Source organism: Paenibacillus sp. FSL L8-0644, from assembly GCF_038008165.1.
In the GTDB taxonomy this organism is placed as follows: Bacteria; Bacillota; Bacilli; order Paenibacillales; family Paenibacillaceae; genus Paenibacillus; species Paenibacillus polymyxa_D.
In genome coordinates, this window is record NZ_JBBOYN010000001.1 from 2,411,547 (window position 1) to 2,429,418 (window position 17,872).

15 protein-coding genes are annotated in these 17,872 nt (G+C 46.0%); 13 read left to right on the plus strand and 2 right to left on the minus strand.

The annotated features are described in order from the left end of the window. Window positions 1-9: 9 nt before the first annotated feature. The 3 genes from NSS94_RS11120 to NSS94_RS11130 all read left to right on the plus strand — a co-directional run bounded on the left by NSS94_RS11120 (window position 10) and on the right by NSS94_RS11130 (window position 3,120). The gene (locus NSS94_RS11120) at window positions 10-1,509 is read left to right on the plus strand and encodes a UxaA family hydrolase (RefSeq protein WP_029519082.1); all 1,500 of its coding nucleotides are present in this window, start codon (window positions 10-12) and stop codon (window positions 1,507-1,509) included. A 125-nt stretch (window positions 1,510-1,634) separates the two neighbouring features. Beyond that, complete coding sequence (locus tag NSS94_RS11125; RefSeq protein WP_029519084.1) at window positions 1,635-2,081, plus strand: acetyltransferase; 447 nt, start codon at window positions 1,635-1,637, stop codon at window positions 2,079-2,081. 181 nt (window positions 2,082-2,262) lie between these two features. After that, window positions 2,263-3,120 carry a DNA-binding protein gene (locus tag NSS94_RS11130; RefSeq protein WP_165147354.1) on the plus strand — a complete coding sequence of 286 codons (858 nt, stop codon included), beginning with the start codon at window positions 2,263-2,265 and terminating at the stop codon, window positions 3,118-3,120. 245 nt (window positions 3,121-3,365) lie between these two features. On the opposite strand, the gene NSS94_RS11135 is transcribed toward NSS94_RS11130, so the two are convergent. Then, a complete protein-coding gene (locus tag NSS94_RS11135; RefSeq protein WP_029519087.1) occupies window positions 3,366-4,256 on the minus strand; it encodes a hypothetical protein in 891 nt (296 codons plus the stop codon). A 253-nt stretch (window positions 4,257-4,509) separates the two neighbouring features. Here NSS94_RS11135 and NSS94_RS11140 point away from each other — a divergent pair, with 253 nt between their 5' ends. The 6 genes from NSS94_RS11140 to NSS94_RS11165 all read left to right on the plus strand — a co-directional run bounded on the left by NSS94_RS11140 (window position 4,510) and on the right by NSS94_RS11165 (window position 11,762). Further along, entirely contained in the window at window positions 4,510-5,472 is a 963-nt protein-coding gene (locus NSS94_RS11140; RefSeq protein WP_029519088.1) for an ABC transporter permease, read from the plus strand. A gap of 14 nt (window positions 5,473-5,486) precedes the next feature. After that, complete coding sequence (locus NSS94_RS11145) at window positions 5,487-6,374, plus strand: carbohydrate ABC transporter permease (protein WP_029519089.1); 888 nt, start codon at window positions 5,487-5,489, stop codon at window positions 6,372-6,374. Window positions 6,375-6,400: 26 nt separating this feature from the next. Continuing rightward, window positions 6,401-8,047: an extracellular solute-binding protein gene (locus NSS94_RS11150; RefSeq protein ID WP_029519090.1), complete on the plus strand. Its 1,647-nt coding sequence runs from the start codon at window positions 6,401-6,403 to the stop codon at window positions 8,045-8,047. A 46-nt stretch (window positions 8,048-8,093) separates the two neighbouring features. Then, window positions 8,094-10,058: a sensor histidine kinase gene (locus tag NSS94_RS11155; protein ID WP_165147351.1), complete on the plus strand. Its 1,965-nt coding sequence runs from the start codon at window positions 8,094-8,096 to the stop codon at window positions 10,056-10,058. Next, window positions 10,030-10,818, plus strand: a complete 789-nt coding sequence (locus NSS94_RS11160) for a response regulator transcription factor (RefSeq protein ID WP_069010223.1) — start codon at window positions 10,030-10,032, stop codon at window positions 10,816-10,818. Before NSS94_RS11155 ends, NSS94_RS11160 begins: the two co-directional genes overlap by 29 nt. Window positions 10,819-10,949: 131 nt before the next feature. Continuing rightward, the gene (locus tag NSS94_RS11165; protein ID WP_069010222.1) at window positions 10,950-11,762 is read left to right on the plus strand and encodes a DUF3891 family protein; all 813 of its coding nucleotides are present in this window, start codon (window positions 10,950-10,952) and stop codon (window positions 11,760-11,762) included. A 104-nt stretch (window positions 11,763-11,866) separates the two neighbouring features. On the opposite strand, the gene NSS94_RS11170 is transcribed toward NSS94_RS11165, so the two are convergent. Further along, entirely contained in the window at window positions 11,867-12,004 is a 138-nt protein-coding gene (locus tag NSS94_RS11170; protein ID WP_023988334.1) for a hypothetical protein, read from the minus strand. Window positions 12,005-12,259: 255 nt separating this feature from the next. Between NSS94_RS11170 and NSS94_RS11175 the strand changes: the two genes are divergently transcribed. The 4 genes from NSS94_RS11175 to NSS94_RS11190 all read left to right on the plus strand — a co-directional run bounded on the left by NSS94_RS11175 (window position 12,260) and on the right by NSS94_RS11190 (window position 17,773). Beyond that, window positions 12,260-13,405 carry a glucose-1-phosphate adenylyltransferase gene (locus tag NSS94_RS11175; protein WP_029519096.1) on the plus strand — a complete coding sequence of 382 codons (1,146 nt, stop codon included), beginning with the start codon at window positions 12,260-12,262 and terminating at the stop codon, window positions 13,403-13,405. 23 nt (window positions 13,406-13,428) lie between these two features. Further along, window positions 13,429-14,532, plus strand: a complete 1,104-nt coding sequence (gene glgD, locus NSS94_RS11180; RefSeq protein ID WP_029519097.1) for a glucose-1-phosphate adenylyltransferase subunit GlgD — start codon at window positions 13,429-13,431, stop codon at window positions 14,530-14,532. Window positions 14,533-14,577: 45 nt separating this feature from the next. Further along, window positions 14,578-17,031 (plus strand): glycogen/starch/alpha-glucan phosphorylase, encoded by a 2,454-nt coding sequence (locus tag NSS94_RS11185; RefSeq protein ID WP_029519098.1) that lies wholly within the window; start codon window positions 14,578-14,580, stop codon window positions 17,029-17,031. Between the two features lie 190 nt (window positions 17,032-17,221). Beyond that, window positions 17,222-17,773: a DUF2062 domain-containing protein gene (locus NSS94_RS11190; RefSeq protein ID WP_049817076.1), complete on the plus strand. Its 552-nt coding sequence runs from the start codon at window positions 17,222-17,224 to the stop codon at window positions 17,771-17,773. Window positions 17,774-17,872 lie beyond the last annotated feature (99 nt).

Below are 17,872 nucleotides of genomic sequence, written 5' to 3' on the forward strand. Positions count from 1 at the left end.
GAGACCGGAATGCTGGAATTCATTCAAATTCATAATCAAGATAACGTGGCTGTCGCCTTGCGTGATTACAAGCAGGGAGAAACACTGGCATGGGGAGCACAAGAAGAACAACGGGTGGAGCTAGCCGAGGATGTAGCACGTGGGCATAAAATCGCCTTGCAGGATGTACCTGTAGGTGGGCATGTTCTGAAATACGGATATCCCATCGGTCATGCCATTCAGCCCATTCAGGCAGGTCAGCATGTGCATACGCATAATACGAAGACGAACCTGACAGGCGTAGAAGAGTACACTTATAAGCCTAAGCCAGCTCCTCATTTATATGAACAGGAGAGTCGTACGTTTCAAGGTTTTCGGCGAAAGGACGGTCGTGTGGGGATTCGCAATGAGTTGTGGATTGTGCCGACGGTCGGCTGTGTGAACGGGATCGCTGAACTTATTTTAAACCGTTTCAAGCAGGAAGTGGGAGATATTTCACCTTTTGAAAATGCACTTGTGCTCAAGCATAACTATGGTTGTTCTCAGTTGGGTGACGATCATGCACATACGCGCACGATTTTGATCGATGCCGTGAAACATGCGAACGCAGGTGGCGTACTTGTACTGGGTTTGGGCTGTGAAAACAATGAAATGAAAGAATTTAAGGAAGCCATCGGGGAATATGATTCGGAGCGGGTAAAGTTTTTGCTTTCCCAAGATGTGTCGGATGAAGTAGAGGAAGGGGTAAGGTTGCTTCATGAAATTTTTGCGGCCGTGCAAGAAGATCGGCGGGAACCTGTACCATTGTCTGAGCTGAACATCGGCTTGAAATGCGGTGGATCTGATGGCTTATCGGGTATTACTGCCAACCCACTACTCGGACGATTGTCGGATTATATGGCAGCGCAAGGTGGAACAACGGTATTGACAGAAGTACCTGAAATGTTCGGCGCGGAAACGATTTTAATGGAGCGCGCTGCCGATGAGCAAGTATTTGGTAAGATCGTACATCTGATTAACGATTTCAAACAATATTTTCTGGATTACAAGCAGCCAGTATACGAAAATCCGTCACCGGGCAATAAAGCAGGGGGCATTACGACGCTGGAGGATAAATCACTGGGCTGTACGCAAAAATCCGGGTCTTCCACGGTCACTGATGTCATTCAGTACGGGGAACGTCTCAAGACCAAGGGACTCAACCTGCTCAGCGCGCCGGGCAATGATCTAGTGGCATCTTCAGCTCTCGCCGCAGCGGGCTGCCAACTCGTCATTTTCACAACTGGACGCGGTACGCCGTTTGGCTCCTTTGTTCCGACGATGAAGGTATCAACCAACTCGCCGTTATATAAGGCTAAACCTCATTGGATCGACTATAACGCCGGTTCATTGGTGGAGGATGTCAGTATGGAAGATGCGCTCCGCAACTTTGTCGATTACATCGTCGATGTAGCCAGCGGAACATGGGTGAACAATGAGAAAAACAATTTCAGGGAGCTCGCTATTTTTAAAAACGGTGTTACGTTGTAAAAGGCTGTAGTCTAAGGGAGGCGGAATTACTCCGCTTCCTTTTTTGTGTTTGTATGCTTCTAAATAGGCATGTTAGACTTACTGCAAAACATGCAATATCGATATTTAAATAAGGGGGAAGTACCGTGCAAAATGAAATTGTTGCTTATCGGGAAGAAAATCATGATCAACTCGTTGATATTTGGCAGCGGGCTGTACGCCGGACGCACACATTTTTGGCGGAAGAGGACATTCAATTTTATCATCATATCGTACGCAATGGTGTTTTAAGAGAACTTGAAGTTTGGATGGAATGGAATACAAGTCAAGAACCAACAGGTTTTATCGGGCTGGACGGATTAAAAATAGAGATGCTGTTTGTGGACCCTGAACACCATGGGCAGGGCATAGGCAGCCGACTCATCCAGCATGCTGAAAAAATAAAAGGGAAACACCTCAAAGTGGACGTGAATGAGCAGAACGAGAAAGCGTATGCTTTCTACAGACATTACGGCTTTGTACAAACGGCGCGTTCTGCACTGGATGGATCAGGTAGGGCATTTCCTTTGCTTCACATGGAATTGAACAAGTGAACGATCTACTTTCGTTGGTATTTTAAAAATGGAATATATTATCATAATGCACTTGTCATATGTTTGAATTCATGTTATAACTTAATTACGTAATAAATACGTAATTAAGTTATTTTTAGTTAAGGTTTAGAGCTTGCTTTTGTTTGGTGAATATAAAAAGTCAGACAAGGAGGCGGGAATAGTGGATGATCTTGTTCACTCCGACATCACAGATCTAGACACACTTGTCAACATGATTAAGCTGTCTTTTTCATTTGCGGACGGTGCCAATATGATTGCTTTATGCGACCGGCTGTATAGCCATGTCAACCAAAAGTATCAGGAATTGCAGCTCTACAAAGCGCGCAAGAAACCTATACAACCCATACATACCAAACGGCCGCTAGTCTACTACTACGGCTACAGTCATCTCATGAAAGGCATGGCTTTCCAAAAACAGGGCAAGTATGAGGCCGCTCGCGATTGCATCGAAAAATATGCAGAATTGGGCTGGTTTAATGGTCTTGATCAATATGGGGAAGCAGAGGTGGAATATTACCGCTATGCTGCCAGAGCTAATTTGTATGCCCTTGATATTTTGTCAGGCCATGCCGAAGTGTTGCAGGAATATATCCAATTTCTTCGTAACAATCCGGAAGAGCTGTTACCGGGGCTTCTTTCCATCGTTGAGGGAGCGTCGAGATACGACTATTCTTTAGAGGCTGTGCTGGAATCATTTGCCGAACAAATTGAAGGTTTTAAATATTTTGAAGAGCCTGTGAATGTATCTTATTATTTTCGCTTCTGCTATCAACTGGCTCTTTACTATATCAAGCAACAACAGTTTACGGTTGCGTTGGGCTATATCCTGCAATCTCTCATGCTGTCCGATACCCTGGGTATGGAACATGAACATGAGTTTAGGAAATGTACCGCTGTATTTGAAATTTTCAGATCCCAAGCTACAGCAACACAGCAAGACCAATATATAACTATTTTAAAAGGAGTGTTAAAGGATGAAAAAATTGATTTCACGCCCTCTGTCGCTCAGTCTGTTTAGTTTGCTAGTGTTTGTTACAAGTCATGATCTCATCACGGTGTTTTATCATGGAGCCAATCATTAAGAAGGCAGAAGTACAGTAGAAAATTAGTTGTTTTAACAGGTAGGTAGTTGATTGGAAAATATGATGTGGAAGTACACCCAATAGCAAGTAAGCTCATTAAGGTCAGGGCTTACTTGCTATTTGGCGTATGATGAAGACCGATCATACCGTATATATAACGCGGTACATGTCCCAACAATATTTAAGCTGTCGTAGGTTTATGTAGTAAACCCTGTTCTGATGGATGCAATGAAATCCTTGTCTGTTGGTAAACCGGGAATGGTTCTTCCGTACTGTATGATCTGCTTTTTAACGCTGCATCCAGTGCCCGTAGCAAGGAACCTATAAATTGCTCTGGAGAAAAGAAAATGCTTTTTCCGACCATATGAATGTGAAGCTCGTTATGGTCACGGTTGCTTACGGACAGCAATATACCTTGACCTTGAAAACCCGTACCGATGGCGCGTATTTTGTTTATACCCGAGAGTAACATTTCCGTCTTCACCGCACGCCCCTGTTCCTCCACAAATACAGAAATCAGGCGTTTGTCTGTAACGATAACAATTTGGTTACCCCGAAATGTATGACTCAGGTGTAGAAAATCTTTATATACACCAATAGTCTGCTCATGCGGAGAAACAATCCCCATCCGTACAAACTCCTCCAGCTCAGTGACATCGGGTTCCTGATGATTTTTAATTCGTTTTTTGATACTGAACTGAATAGTCAGGATACCCAAGATAGCAATGAGAAAAGCACTAAGTCGGACGTTAAATATAAAGAACATCAGGACAATAAGGCCGCCTACTAACCACTGTCCCCAAGTTAGATAGCGCAGCTTTTGTTGTACCGTACGGCGATAATAACCGTAGCCCTTTCCCGGTTGATACTCTTTAGTAAACTTCGTCATACCACGCATCATGGTTAACCCATAGATTGATAAGACTGTCATCCCGAGTGACAGGAGCGTCATAAGCCATTCCTGAGCTGCAATGCCAACTAAAGTACACAGACCAAACATGATGAGCCCCGCCCAGCAAGCAAACTTTTTAATTCGAACCTGTTTCTGAATCGAACGAACCAATTCTTCCATTCTTAATCCTCCTGATCTAGGTATATAGGTAATGATTGGAATCACATATAGTCTTATCGTACCATCTGATAGTCTTTTTCGTAAACTAATAGATATGAAAATCCAAAGTATGGAAGAAAATTCTCGCCTATAGTCAGATCCCCACCTGAACTTTAGATACCAAAATCAAAAAATCCAGTACTACTCATACGAAGCAGAAGCCTTTAAAATAATAAATGTAAGTGCTTACATTACAAAGAAAGGAGGTCTTCGTATGAGTACAGGAGGGAAGAATCCGCAGCCACAGCCGCCGGTTCGATCGGGAAGAGGAGCATCACTAGCGCGCAAATGGGTTCAACAAAGACATTTGCAGACTATGGCGCTGCTTGGGGTGGTATGGATGATTATTTTCCATTACATTCCGATGTACGGTATTTTAATTGCGTTCAAACATTTTGACATCATTGGAACCATATCAAGCGCACCTTGGGCGGGATTAGAGCATTTTCGGGCCTTTTTGGAGGATGATAACTTTTGGTACATTGTCAAAAACACACTGGGTATTAGCCTGCTCAAGCTGGCGATCGGGTTTCCGTTACCTATTGTATTTGCTCTGTTTCTGAATGAGATTCGGTCTACACGGTTCAAAAAATCTATACAGACCATTTCGTACCTTCCGCACTTTTTATCTTGGGTCATTCTTGGCGGGATCTTAACGACGTGGCTGGCAGATACCGGGATGATCAATCAACTGTTGCTAGCCTGGGGGTGGATTGACCAGCCGATCAGTTATTTGGCAGAGCCGAGCTATTTTTGGGCTATCGTCGTTAGCTCGGATATCTGGAAAGAGCTTGGATGGTCAGCTATTATCTATTTGGCAGCCATGGCGGGGGTATCTACGGACATGTACGAAGCGGCCACCATTGACGGGGCCGGACGGTTTCAGAAAATGTGGTACGTCACACTTCCCGCTATCAAGGGGACCATATCCATTTTGTTTATTTTGGCGGTCAGCGGCATATTGAACTCCAACTTCGATCAAATTCTCGTCCTGCGTAACTCGCTGAATGAAAGTGCAAGTAATGTAGTTGATATTTATGTATATCAGGTGGGCATTCAGCAGGGCCGTTTCTCGTATTCTACCGCGGTGGGTTTGCTGAAATCGGTTCTTGCTCTCATTTTGCTGCTAATTGCCAATTCGGTGACCAAACGGGTGAATAATACATCCCTATTTTGAAGGAGGACGGGTGCATGCAGCTATTGCAACGTAGAACAGCAGGCGAAGCGATATTCGATTTCATGAACAACGTCTTCATGCTGATTATTTGTTTTGTGACATTGTATCCCGTGTGGTATGTGCTGGTGAACTCCTTTAACGAAGGAGCAGACGCTATGCGGGGTGGCATTTACTGGTGGCCGAGAGTCTTCAGTCTGGGCAGCTATCAGGCCGTATTTGCTAACAACGGTATTATGACTGCGATGGGAGTGACTATTGCCAAGACGCTTATCGGCACGATTGTTCATGTGTTTTTTACCGCTATGATTGCATATGCATATTCCCGTAAGGAGCTGATCGGGCGCAAACTGTATATGCTGATTGGTACCATTACCCTGTTTTTCGGTGGGGGATTGATTCCAACGTATTTGCTGATTCGTGATCTCGGACTGCTGGACAGCTTTTGGGTGTACATCATTCCTGCGATGTTCAGCTTTTTTGATCTTATTATTTTTATGGCTTTTTTCCGAGAACTGCCGGATGCACTGGAAGAGGCGGCGAAAATAGACGGTGCGAATGATTTCGGTATCTTCTGCCGAATCGTGCTCCCTGTATCCATGCCGGTAGTAGCGACGATTGCGTTGTTTCATGGGGTATACCAGTGGAACGATTATTTTACTGGAATGATCTATATTAATAATACGGATCTTCAGCCGATTCAGACGTATTTGTACCGGGTTGTTGCCCAATCCAGCTCTAATCAAATGATGGCTGCTGCACCGGGGGGCGTTGCCCAGTCCGTCACTTCGCAATCGATCAAGCTGGCGACGATGGTCGTGACGACACTGCCCATTGTACTGGTATATCCTTTTCTGCAGAAGTATTTTGTCAAGGGTCTGATGATCGGATCGATCAAGGGTTAGCACATCATCCAAGGGGGAGATTTATGATGAACATTCGCAAATGGCAGAAAGGGCTGTTGGCCGTCGTGCTGCTGATAGGACCGCTCGCGGGGTGTACGTCCGGTGGAAGTGGCGCTGTCACGGAATTGAAGGACGAGAAAACTAAGGCTTCGGCAGATACGCCAGGCTGGAAGGCGGATACAGAGCCGATTACGTTTGACTGGTATTTGAATTTTTCCTGGTTCCCGAACAAGTGGGGAACGGATATGACCTCGAAGTATGTGACGCAAAAGACTGGGGTCAGCGTTAATTTTATCGTACCCGCAGGGAATGAAAATGAAAAACTGAATACCATGCTCGCCTCGGGCAAACTGCCTGATTTTGTCACGCTCAGTTGGGGGGAAGATGCGATCAAAAAAATGATCGAGGGCAAGATGGTGCTCCCACTTAACAAGTTGGCTGAGAAATATGATCCATATCTGATTAAAGTGGCAGACCCAGCTAAAATGTCATGGTATCGTCAAACGGACGGGAATGTATATGGGTATCCTAACGCGTCCTCTTCACCACAGGATTACCAAAAATACGGCCAAAATTTTGTCTCCAATCAAACGTTTATGGTTCGGAAGGATATGTACGAGGCGATTGGCAAGCCGGATATGAGAACACCAGAGGGATTCCTGAAAGCGCTTCAAAAAGCAAAGGAGAAATTCCCGGAGATAAACGGTCAACCGCTGATCCCGATAGGGTTCCACGAATTTACGGATAACGGAAATTATTCTTTTGAAGACTATTTACTTAATTTTTTAGCCGTTCCACATGAGAAGGACGGAAAGCTGTACGACCGTCGATCGGACGAAGAGTACATTCGCTGGCTCAAAACATTCCGTCAAGCCAATGAGCAGGGTCTGATCGCCAAGGACGTATTTATCGACAAACGTCCGCAAATGGAGGAGAAGGTGGCACAGGGACGGTATTTTGCCATGCTATATCAGCGCTCTGATTTTGCTACACAACAGGTGACGTTGCATGCGAAAGATCCCAACTCCGTCTACATTGCGGTGGATGGACCTTCCAACAGTAAGCTGGACCCGCCGACGCTGGCCGGGCCGGGCATTTCCGGGTGGACGGTGACGCTTATTTCGAAGGATGTCAAAGACAAGGAGCGGGCTATTGAATTTCTGACTTATCTGATTAGCGAGGAAGGGAATCGTGATCTGTATCTAGGGGAGCAGGGAAAGCTGTGGGACACAGTTAACGGTAAGCCAGCCTTCAAGCCGGAGGTACTGGAGCTGCTGAACAAGGATCGGTCTGCATTTGACAAAAAGTATGGCGCCTCCTTCACTTTCTGGATGCTGATGGATACAAATATGAATTTGCAGTGGGCGCCGCCCAGTGTCGAGCCGTATAAGCAGCCTGAAGATTGGACGAAAGGCAAGACCCACAGCTTCTCTCAATATGAGAATATCAAACCGACCGGAACCTCGGCAGAAGGCATTGCGTCAGGCCAGATAGACAAAATTTGGGGCAAGGCATTACCGAAACTGTTGCTGGCTTCCTCGGATGAGGAGTTCGATCGGCTGTTTGCCCGCTTTTTGGAAGACCGCAGAAAAGCAGGCTATGACAAGGTATTGGCTTATCAGCAAAAAGCCTATGAGGAAAACCTTAAGAAAATTGAACAGTTCACCAAATGATTTAATTCAATAACTTAATCTATTGAACCCCTAAGGATGTGATTACATGCCAGGCCGTGCACGTTCACAGATGAAGAGCCTGCTGCGCCGCACGATATGGCAGTGGATGACGGGAACGACCGATCGGCTTGGCGGTTGTTCCCTTCAAGTTAAGCTCATTGTCGCGTATATCGGCGTCATTTTAATCCCGGTGGTATTGTTCTCGCTATATACCTTTCACCAACTGTACGAGAATACAATGAAAGACATTACCGTACAAAATCAGTATGTGTTGGATACAGAGCTGGCCCATATTCATAGCAATATGGAAATTATGGAGCGAACCGCACAGCTTGCGATCTCAGATCGCAACGTGCTTCATTATCTAACCGAGGAACGTGAAATAAGCAGCGATGAGCTAGTCCAATTCAACTTGAATGTGTTTCCAAATTTACAGCACTTGCTGTACAGTAATCCCAATGTAGAGAACATTCGACTGTATACCAATAATCCCCAGACGCATGAAATATGGCCGATGATTTTCAAAGAATCACGATTGCCTAAGGCTTCCTGGCTGAAAGCGGCTCAACTCCGACAAGGGAAAATATGGTGGGATATGTACAAGGGGCCGAAAAGCTTACTTGGGGGACAATCCCGCCAGGAAAGTGAGACAGTGCAGTATATGGCACTGCTACGTGAAATTCAGTCTACTGGAGGAAGACACGCGGGGTTGGTAGAAACAAATATGAGGCTGGAGCTATTTTCACCTAGGGTATTTGGAATCCCGCAACGTAATCGCGCATGGCAAATGTTCATTCTGGACGGCGACGATTACAGCTCAAGGAACGCTGACAAACCAATGTATTCTACCGAAATAGCTACAGCTTCCTCTCTATCAGATTCAATTTCGATCCCTCTGTCCCATGTGCACCATCTGTTACAGTCCCGCGTTCAGGGACAGGGTGGTGTTTTTGACTTTACCTATGGGAATAAGCCTTATCTTGGTTTGTACCGTTATATAGAAGGGTTGGACGCCTACCTGCTAAATGTGGTGGCGCTGGACGGTCCGCTAGGTGATCTCCGTCAGAAACGCAATGCCATGCTGCTCATTATTAGTATGCTGATTTTGTTTATGTCCGTCATTTCCTATACCTTGCATGCCTTCATTCTCAAGCAGCTACATACCCTGCGTGAATCCATGAAAAAAGTAGAGCAGGAGGGTGACTTTCAGCTTAAGATTCCAGTATATGGACGGGGAGAAGTGGCTGAGCTGGCTTTATATTTTCGCAGTCTGCTGAGTCGAATTAACGGGCTCATTGCCGAGGCAGTACACAAGCAGGCCACTGCTCAAGAAGCTGAACTGCTAGCGCTCAAGCATCAGATTGATTCCCACTTTCTCTATAATACATTGGAAAATTTAAAAATGATGGCGGAGATAGAACGGCAGTATCCGCTGTCGGATGCCCTTACCTCCCTTGGCTCGATGATGCGTTATAATCTCCAATGGTCCGGGTCGTGTGTTGCGTTGCGGGATGAAATCCGACATATCCAGCATTACGTGGCCATCATGAACATTCGCCACGATAACCAAATTGGATTGGAAATTCATCTATCGTCGGCGTTTATGGAACTGGAGATGCTGAAAATGTCGCTGCAGCCTGTAGTCGAAAATGCTATCAAGCACGGGTGGAGTACATTGCAAAGCCCATTCAGCATCACGATTGAGGCCTGCTCTAAGCAGGATATCATAGAATTGCGTATACAGGATAACGGAGTGGGGATATCTGAAGAAAGAAGAAACGCCATCATGGCTGGTCTAGCGCGAACGAATATGGATTTCCACGAGCCCGGGATGAATGGGGGAATCGGTTTGTATAATGTGCATCGCCGTTTAAGTATGCAGTATGGCGAAGAGTATGGCATAAGACTGGACAGCATCCACGGACAATCGACGACAGTGACCCTGATTTTGCCTAGACGTTACATGATGAGGGGGACGGACCATGACGACCAAGCTGTTGATTGCGGATGACGAGAAAAATATTCGAATGGGACTTCAAGCTATGATCGAACGGGAATTTTCCGGTCTCTATGAATGTGTACTGGTCAAGGACGGAAGGGAAGCCTGGCAGCATGTGAAGCAGTTTTTGCCCGAGTTGGTGATAACGGATATCCGTATGCCTATTATGGATGGCATTATGCTGATGCAGCATATTCGTGAGCTGGAGCCGGAACGCAGGCCTTCGGTGATCATTCTCAGTGGATATGACGAGTTCCAGTATGCGCGCGAAGCGATTCGCTGTGGGGCACGGGAGTATTTACTCAAGCCGATTGTAAGGGAGGAACTGTTCGGTGCACTGGCAGTTTTGAATGAGGAATTGAAGCAGAGGAACCCCCTCACATACGATAGTGTTGTCGGCGTAGAGAAAGATAGACTAGCTGGCGCGAGTGCCAACGTCGATAGAAGTGGTAGTATGACACGTGCTATCCAATATATCCACGCTCATTACAGCGAGGATTTGAATATGGCAGTAGTATCCAACTCAGTATCCTTGAATTATACGTATTTTAGTCAGGCGTTCAAAGCCTATACAGGCCTCAGCTTTGTTCAATATGTAAAAAGGCTGCGCATTACAGAAGCCAAAAAGCTGCTGGAGTGTCAAGGGGGCAGGATCTATGAAATTGCGGCTAACGTGGGCTTTGACAATGCAAAGCACTTTAACAAAGTGTTTCGTGAGCTGGAGGGGATGAGCCCGCAGCAGTTTCGAGTGCAGAATCAAAGGGGTAATTAGATATAAAGAGGGGGAAAACTCCACTGCCTTTTTACCCTTATCCTGATATAATAAACGTATGCATAACCATGACCTTCAATCAGAGAGTTTGTACACAATCACACGAATCGCCGAACGGAAGGGGAGAGCATATGGTTATTTATGAAACGGACCAAGCTTATATCATGACGACGCAGCATGACCATGCCCATATTTCAGGTGAGTTGGCTTTACAATGGGAAGAGAGTGCCTTCAAGAATAGACGTCATAAGCAGGATTTTGTATATGCAGCAAGGGAGCATGATCGGGGTTGGATACAGTTAGACGCTGCTCCTTTCTGGAATGATCATATGTCAGCACCTTATACATTTATTGATTTTCCACTCAGTCCACGTTTTGTTTTCTATCGTCTTGGGATTGATGAAGTCGAACAAGGAAACACGTATGCTGCGTTGCTGTGTAGCTTGATGTACAAGGAGCTAGTCGGGCGGACCGAGCATCAAAATGCTCAGGACAAGCAGATTACGCATGCTTATCAGGAAGCGGAGGAACAGCGTCGTCTGAGGCTCAAACAGGAGCTGGCATGTGGCGTAACCTTCGACCATCAAGTGCGGACGGATGTACGGAGAATGTTGTTTTGCGACGAATTGAGTCTGTTTTTGTGCAGTCGAGAGCCGGGTACGCCTACAGTAGAATATGAATGGTTTGCTGAAGGTTTGAGCTTCCCGGCTGTTCGTCATGAAAGCGGGCGAGTTTGGGCCGAGTGGCTATCGGATCAGACTGTAGGTCTCTCCTTTTTTCCTTTCAAGGGCAAGGTAGGGATTACTCATACCTTTAAAAAGGTGGACAAGGAGAAAATTCGTACCTTCGGTCTCCTAGAGGCTTACCGTTCTTCCGAATGGACGCATCGAACCTTTACCGTTGAACATATCATGGAAGTAGAAGAACATAAGGAGAATGCCTGACCGTCTACGGATACAGCCTCGAACAATAATTTGTTTGTAGACGCAGAGAAAAGCCTCCCTGAACCATGATTCAGAGAGGCTCGCTTTTTTCTAGCTTTAACATTTTACGATTTTGCAGAGGTTTTCGCACGATTGACAATAGTCTGTACCTTATTCAATACCTTATCGCGTGCCCCTTTATTTTTCATCAGATACGTCACACCCATTCCCAATGCTGCTACCACCCATTTCTTATTCTTCATAAAGTACGCCTCCTTATGATCATGTTGTCATACCCAAATGCTTAAAAGCATCCAAAATGTGAAAAGATGAACGGGATTTTACGATTTAGTGATTCCTTGCACTCGTTCCGCATAACTATGATTTACCCTTCTCCATCACATCTTACCCGTTCCTTCGCCAATGAAACGATTACGACTGTCTTTTCATGTTTAATGGATATTATCAAATATCCCGCCACAATGGCTTCAGACGCACATGACAGGGAGGTCTTTGTTATGAGAAAGAAGGAAGTGGTTGCCATGCTGCTCGCCGGCGGACAAGGCAAAAGACTCAAAGGACTTACCCGTACACTAGCCAAACCGGCAGTATTTTTTGGGGGAACTTACCGCATTATTGATTTCCCTCTCAGCAATTGCACTCATTCTGGTATAGACACCGTAGGCGTATTGACCCAATACGAGCCGTTGGTGCTTCATTCCTATATCGGCGTAGGCAGCGACTGGGATTTGGATCGTCTGGATGGAGGAGTGTTCGTTTTACCTCCGCACGAGAAAGAAGATGGAAACAACTGGTACAGGGGCACGGCGGATGCAATTTATCGAAACCTGCATTTCTTGGATCAGTATGACCCGGAGCATGTACTCATTCTGTCAGGGGATCACATTTATAAAATGGACTACAGTCGAATGCTCCACTATCACAAGGAGAAGGAAGCAGACTGCACCATTTCTGTTATCAATGTCACGATTCAGGAAGCTAAACGATTTGGAATCCTGAACGCTGACGATGATCTGAAAATATATGACTTTGAGGAGAAGCCTGAACAGCCGAAAAGTACATTGGCCTCCATGGGTATTTATTTGTTCAAATGGGAGGTGTTGCGTCGCTATTTACTGGAAAGCGCAAGCGATTCTGAATCCTCACATGATTTTGGCAAGGATATCATTCCATTGTTGCTTCAGCATGGCCGGTCGCTGTATGCGTACCCGTTTGCTGGGTACTGGAAGGATGTAGGTACCATTCAGAGCTTGTGGGAGTCCAACATGGATCTTCTGGTTCAGGATCCGCCTTTGGATCTGAACGATCCTTTCTGGCGCATCTATACTCGCAGCCCCAATCAACCGGCCCAGTATATAACCCAACGGGCGATCCTCAAAAACAGCATTGTAAATGAAGGTTGCATGGTGGATGGAGAAGTAAGGCATTCTGTACTATTTTATGGGGTCGAAGTAGGTGAAGGGAGCGTCATTACCGATTCTGTCATCATGCCGAACGTAAAAATTGGGCGCAATGTACGTATTCACCGGGCTATCGTGAATGAGAACATCGTTATTGAAGACAACGCGTTTATTGGACCTGAAGATAGTTCTGATGAGATTATTTTGTTCGATCAGGAAAGCCAGCTTCATGCACGAATTTAACCCGGATAAGGACGGTGTCTGCTATGAGTCGACTCATTGGAGTTATCAACCTGGATCACGAACTGGATCAGTTGAAGGAGTTGACCTATTTCCGGTGCGGGGCCGCAGTCCCCTTTGCTAGTCGATATCGGCTCATTGATTTTACCTTATCCAATATGATGCATGCAGGGGTGCATGATATTGCACTGTTTATCCGCCGCAAATACCGTTCGCTGCTGGATCATCTGGGCGAAGGTCGGCCTTGGGATTTAGACCGCAGACGGGGCGGGTTGTTTATTTTGCCACCTGACTGGAATGATCCGACGGATGCATCGCGTGGAGATTTGCAGCATGTGCACAACAATCTGGATTTTTTTCATCGCTCATCGGGGCAAACCATTATTCACGCAGGAACTCAGCATGTCAATAAGGTGGATATCGAGGATGTATACCGTTATCATCAGGAGAAAAATGCAGATGTTACCCTTGTATATAAACCCATAGACCAGCTAGAATCTGAGCATGATCCTTGTGCACGACTGGAGATTGATGAGAACGGACGAGTGACGGGTATTCATCAGGAGCAGGATCATCATAACATTTATTTGGAAATGTTTGTGATGGACAAAGACTTGTATCTGGATCAGGTGAAGCATTGCATTGCCCATCAGGATAATCATTTCTTTCGTGATGCCATCCAGAAAAACCCAAGTGGACTGCGTATTTATGCGTATCGTTATGAAGGTTATCATGCGGTTATTAATTCTATTGAGAGCTACTATAAAAATAGCATGAAGCTGTTGGATCAGCAGCAGTATCAAGCCCTGTTTCAGAATCAGCCGGTGCACACCAAAATCAAGTATGAAGCCCCGACCCGCTATACGCACAGCGCCGAGGTGGATCATTCACTTGTTGCCAATGGCTGCACCATTGGAGGCAAGGTCGAGAATAGTATTCTTTTCCGTGGAGTGCGGGTGGAGGAGGGTGCGCGGGTAAGCAACTCGATTATTATGCAAAAATGTGTCATCCGTAAAGGGGCAGTTGTGGAGAATGTGGTTTTAGATAAAGATGTACAGCTTTCACCAGATCGAACTCTGATTGGAGACATTAGAGTTCCCTATGTCATTGCCAAGAATAGCGTAATTTAAAGGATATACTTAGCCATTAAAACGGAAATAACAGGAGGTACAACTTTGTTCAGCAATAAAGAAGCATTTAAGCAGGCTTTTCGAGAGCAACTGGTCGGAAGGCTGGGCAAACCGATGCAGGAGGCTCAGTCGGAAGACGTATATAAGGTTTTGGGTGGCATGATTCGTGAACAAGTCGGCAAGAATTGGGCAGAAACGAACCAAGCCTATAAAGAAGGACAAGAGAAGCAGATTTATTATTTTTCCCTGGAATTTTTGATAGGTCGTCTACTGGGCAGTAATCTGCTGAATTTGGGCGTCCTGGATATGGTTCGGCAGGCATTGGGTGAACTGGGCTGGGATCTGGAGGAAATTGAAGAACAGGAGGCGGACGCGGGGCTAGGCAATGGGGGTCTCGGCCGTCTGGCGGCTTGCTTCATGGACTCGCTGGCATCCCTTGGCTATGCAGGACATGGGTGCGGCATCCGGTATAAATATGGTCTGTTTGAACAGCGTATTGTGGACGGCAATCAGGTTGAACTGCCGGATTACTGGCTACAGAAAGGGAATGTCTGGGAGGAACGTCGTCCTGATAAAAAGGTCGAGGTTCATTTTTGGGGAAGAGTGGAAACCCATGAACAGGAGGGACATCTTGTATTCGAGACAAAGGATGCTGAAACGGTCTGGGCTGTCCCTTACGATATTCCGCTGGTAGGCTATGGTCATACACAGGTGAATACGCTGCGGATTTGGAGTGCGGAATCAGCGCTTGATCCCGTTCGAGGACCGATTCGAGGCGAAGGCGGTTATTACCGCTTTCTCGACTACAATCGATCGGTGGAATCTATCTCCGCATTTCTATATCCGGACGACTCCAATTATGAGGGAAAGCTGCTTCGCTTGAAGCAGCAGTATTTCCTGTGCTCGGCCGGATTACAAAGTATTTTGCGTACGTTTGAGAAGCTTCGTTTACCTTATAGCCATTTGCCCGATAAAATAGCACTGCACATTAACGATACACATCCGACCCTAGTTATTCCGGAACTGATGCGTATTCTGATGGACGTGAAGGGCTTGGGCTGGGACGAAGCATGGGATATTACGACGCGAACCGTTTCATATACGAATCATACGATATTAAGTGAGGCGTTGGAACAATGGCCTGTTAATATGGTACGGGAGCTGCTTCCTCGTATTTCTTTAATCATTGAAGAAATTAACAAACGTTATTGCGCTATGCTACTGGAGCGTTACCCAGGCCAGGACATCAAAATTGGTGAAATGGCGATTATTCACGGTGAACAAATCCGTATGGCCCACTTGGCAATCGTCGGTAGCTACAGCGTTAATGGGGTGGCTGCGCTGCATACGCAAATATTAAAGGAACGAGAGATGAAGTCGTTTCACGAGCTGTACCCTGACCGTTTTAACAATAAAACAAACGGGATTGCCCATCGCCGCTGGCTGATGCACGCCAACCCGGAGCTGGCAAGCTTGTACGATGAGACGATCGGCACACGCTGGAGGACCCGTCCAAGGGAGCTCATCGACCTGCTTCGTTACAGTGGGGACGAGACGTTCAAAGAACGGATACATGCGATTAAGCGAAATAATAAAGTCAGGCTTGCTGAGTATGTTTTTGCAAAACAGGGCGTGCGATTGGATACGTCCTCCATTTTTGATGTACAGGTCAAACGGTTGCATGGTTATAAGCGACAGCTGCTCAATATTTTGCATGTGATGCATCTATACAGCCAGCTTAAAAGTAATCCGGGCCTGGATGTGACGCCACGCACATTTATTTTTGGAGCCAAAGCCGCCCCCGGTTATTTTCTCGCCAAACAGACGATCAAGCTCATTAATAACGTGGCGGACACGATCAATCGAGATGTGGAAGTCAAGGACAAGCTGAAAGTCGTTTTCCTTGAAAATTATTCGGTCTCACTGGCGGAGCTGATTATTCCTGCGGCGGATGTCAGTGAGCAGATTTCCACGGCAGGCAAAGAAGCTTCAGGCACAGGCAATATGAAATTTATGATGAACGGTGCGCTCACAATAGGTACATTGGACGGAGCCAATGTTGAAATGCATGAAATGGTAGGCGATGCCAACATGTTCATTTTTGGATTGAAGGTGGATCAGATCGAGGCATATTACCGGGACGGCCAGTATTCGGCGCGCAAAACAGCCAACAGTGACGAAAGACTGCGTGAAGTGCTGGATCAACTTGTGAACGATGCTCCTTTTACGCGGCATGAACGGGAATTTGAGGCCATTTATCAATCCCTGATTGATCATAATGATGAATACTTTGTGCTCAAGGACTTCGCAGCCTATGTGGATACGCAGGTTCATATTGAACAGGTGTATCGGAATCCCTCGGAGTGGACTCGGCGTGCTATTGTCAATATGGCACACTCCGGTAAATTTTCTAGTGATTGTACGATTCAGCAATACGCGGCTGAGATTTGGGACATTGTACCTCTCCAGAACGATGTCTACAAGCGAATTCTGTCCTAAAACGGCGAAACAGGCGGAATAGCATTGCTTTTCGAACGCTGAGGGTTATAATGACAGTATAGACATAAGTAAGGATGGGAGCTGTAAATACTCATTCCTGAAATTGAATTGTACTGTTGAAGGAGTCCTCCTATTGATAAAGCTCAATCCGAAAAGGCTCAAACCTCATAAATCGAAGAAGAACTATAATATGTTTCAAAATATAGGGCGTGCGATTCGGCTGAATTTCATCAAGCTGTTGCGCGCCCCTGGAGGAGTTAAAAAGATCTCCTTGGGCTTCGCCATTGGCTTTGCGCTGGAGATGATTGTGATTTCCACGGCTTCTCTGGTATACCTTGTTTTTTATCCGATTGTTCGTCTCTCTGGCGGCTCGCTGCCTGCGGCCATTGTGGGTAACGTTGTAGGTAAGCTGACCTTTTTGCCAATTGTACTAATGCCATTCGCCAAGCAAGTGGGGGCTTGGATTTATCCATCTCATTATCCGGTACATGTCAGGGGCGGACGACTTCACGAGCATTCTTTTATGGAGCTGTTTCACGGCAACTGGTCTGTATTCAGAGACTTGTTGCACGGAGGCTTGCACATCCTGATCGGCATGTCGATTTTCGGTGTGGTGCTGGGCATTATCTCGTATTTTGTCATTCAGGTTCTGTATAATCGTTCGCTGCACAAACGGTTGGAGAAGCGGAAGTTGCGTCATGGCGCAGCATTTTCGGCGGCCAGACTGCTGAAGAATGGATAACTATGTATAAGAAAGAAGCTCTTCGAGCCTATTCATTAGGTCTGAAGGGCTTCTTTGAGTTGGGGCAAGAAAAAGCCTATGATCTCTATAAGACCCATA

Bases quoted from the DNA above. Each gene is read 5' to 3' on its own strand.
- NSS94_RS11190 (WP_049817076.1), top strand. From the start codon at position 17,222: ATGTTTCAAAATATAGGGCGTGCGATTCGGCTGAATTTCATCAAGCTG.
- NSS94_RS11165 (WP_069010222.1), top strand. From the start codon at position 10,950: ATGGTTATTTATGAAACGGACCAAGCTTATATCATGACGACGCAGCAT.
- NSS94_RS11135 (WP_029519087.1), bottom strand. From the start codon at position 4,256: ATGGAAGAATTGGTTCGTTCGATTCAGAAACAGGTTCGAATTAAAAAG.
- NSS94_RS11150 (WP_029519090.1), top strand. From the start codon at position 6,401: ATGAACATTCGCAAATGGCAGAAAGGGCTGTTGGCCGTCGTGCTGCTG.
- glgD (WP_029519097.1), top strand. From the start codon at position 13,429: ATGAGTCGACTCATTGGAGTTATCAACCTGGATCACGAACTGGATCAG.
- NSS94_RS11160 (WP_069010223.1), top strand. From the start codon at position 10,030: ATGACGACCAAGCTGTTGATTGCGGATGACGAGAAAAATATTCGAATG.
- NSS94_RS11155 (WP_165147351.1), top strand. From the start codon at position 8,094: ATGCCAGGCCGTGCACGTTCACAGATGAAGAGCCTGCTGCGCCGCACG.
- NSS94_RS11170 (WP_023988334.1), bottom strand. From the start codon at position 12,004: ATGAAGAATAAGAAATGGGTGGTAGCAGCATTGGGAATGGGTGTGACG.
- NSS94_RS11175 (WP_029519096.1), top strand. From the start codon at position 12,260: ATGAGAAAGAAGGAAGTGGTTGCCATGCTGCTCGCCGGCGGACAAGGC.
- NSS94_RS11145 (WP_029519089.1), top strand. From the start codon at position 5,487: ATGCAGCTATTGCAACGTAGAACAGCAGGCGAAGCGATATTCGATTTC.
- NSS94_RS11140 (WP_029519088.1), top strand. From the start codon at position 4,510: ATGAGTACAGGAGGGAAGAATCCGCAGCCACAGCCGCCGGTTCGATCG.
- NSS94_RS11120 (WP_029519082.1), top strand. From the start codon at position 10: ATGCTGGAATTCATTCAAATTCATAATCAAGATAACGTGGCTGTCGCC.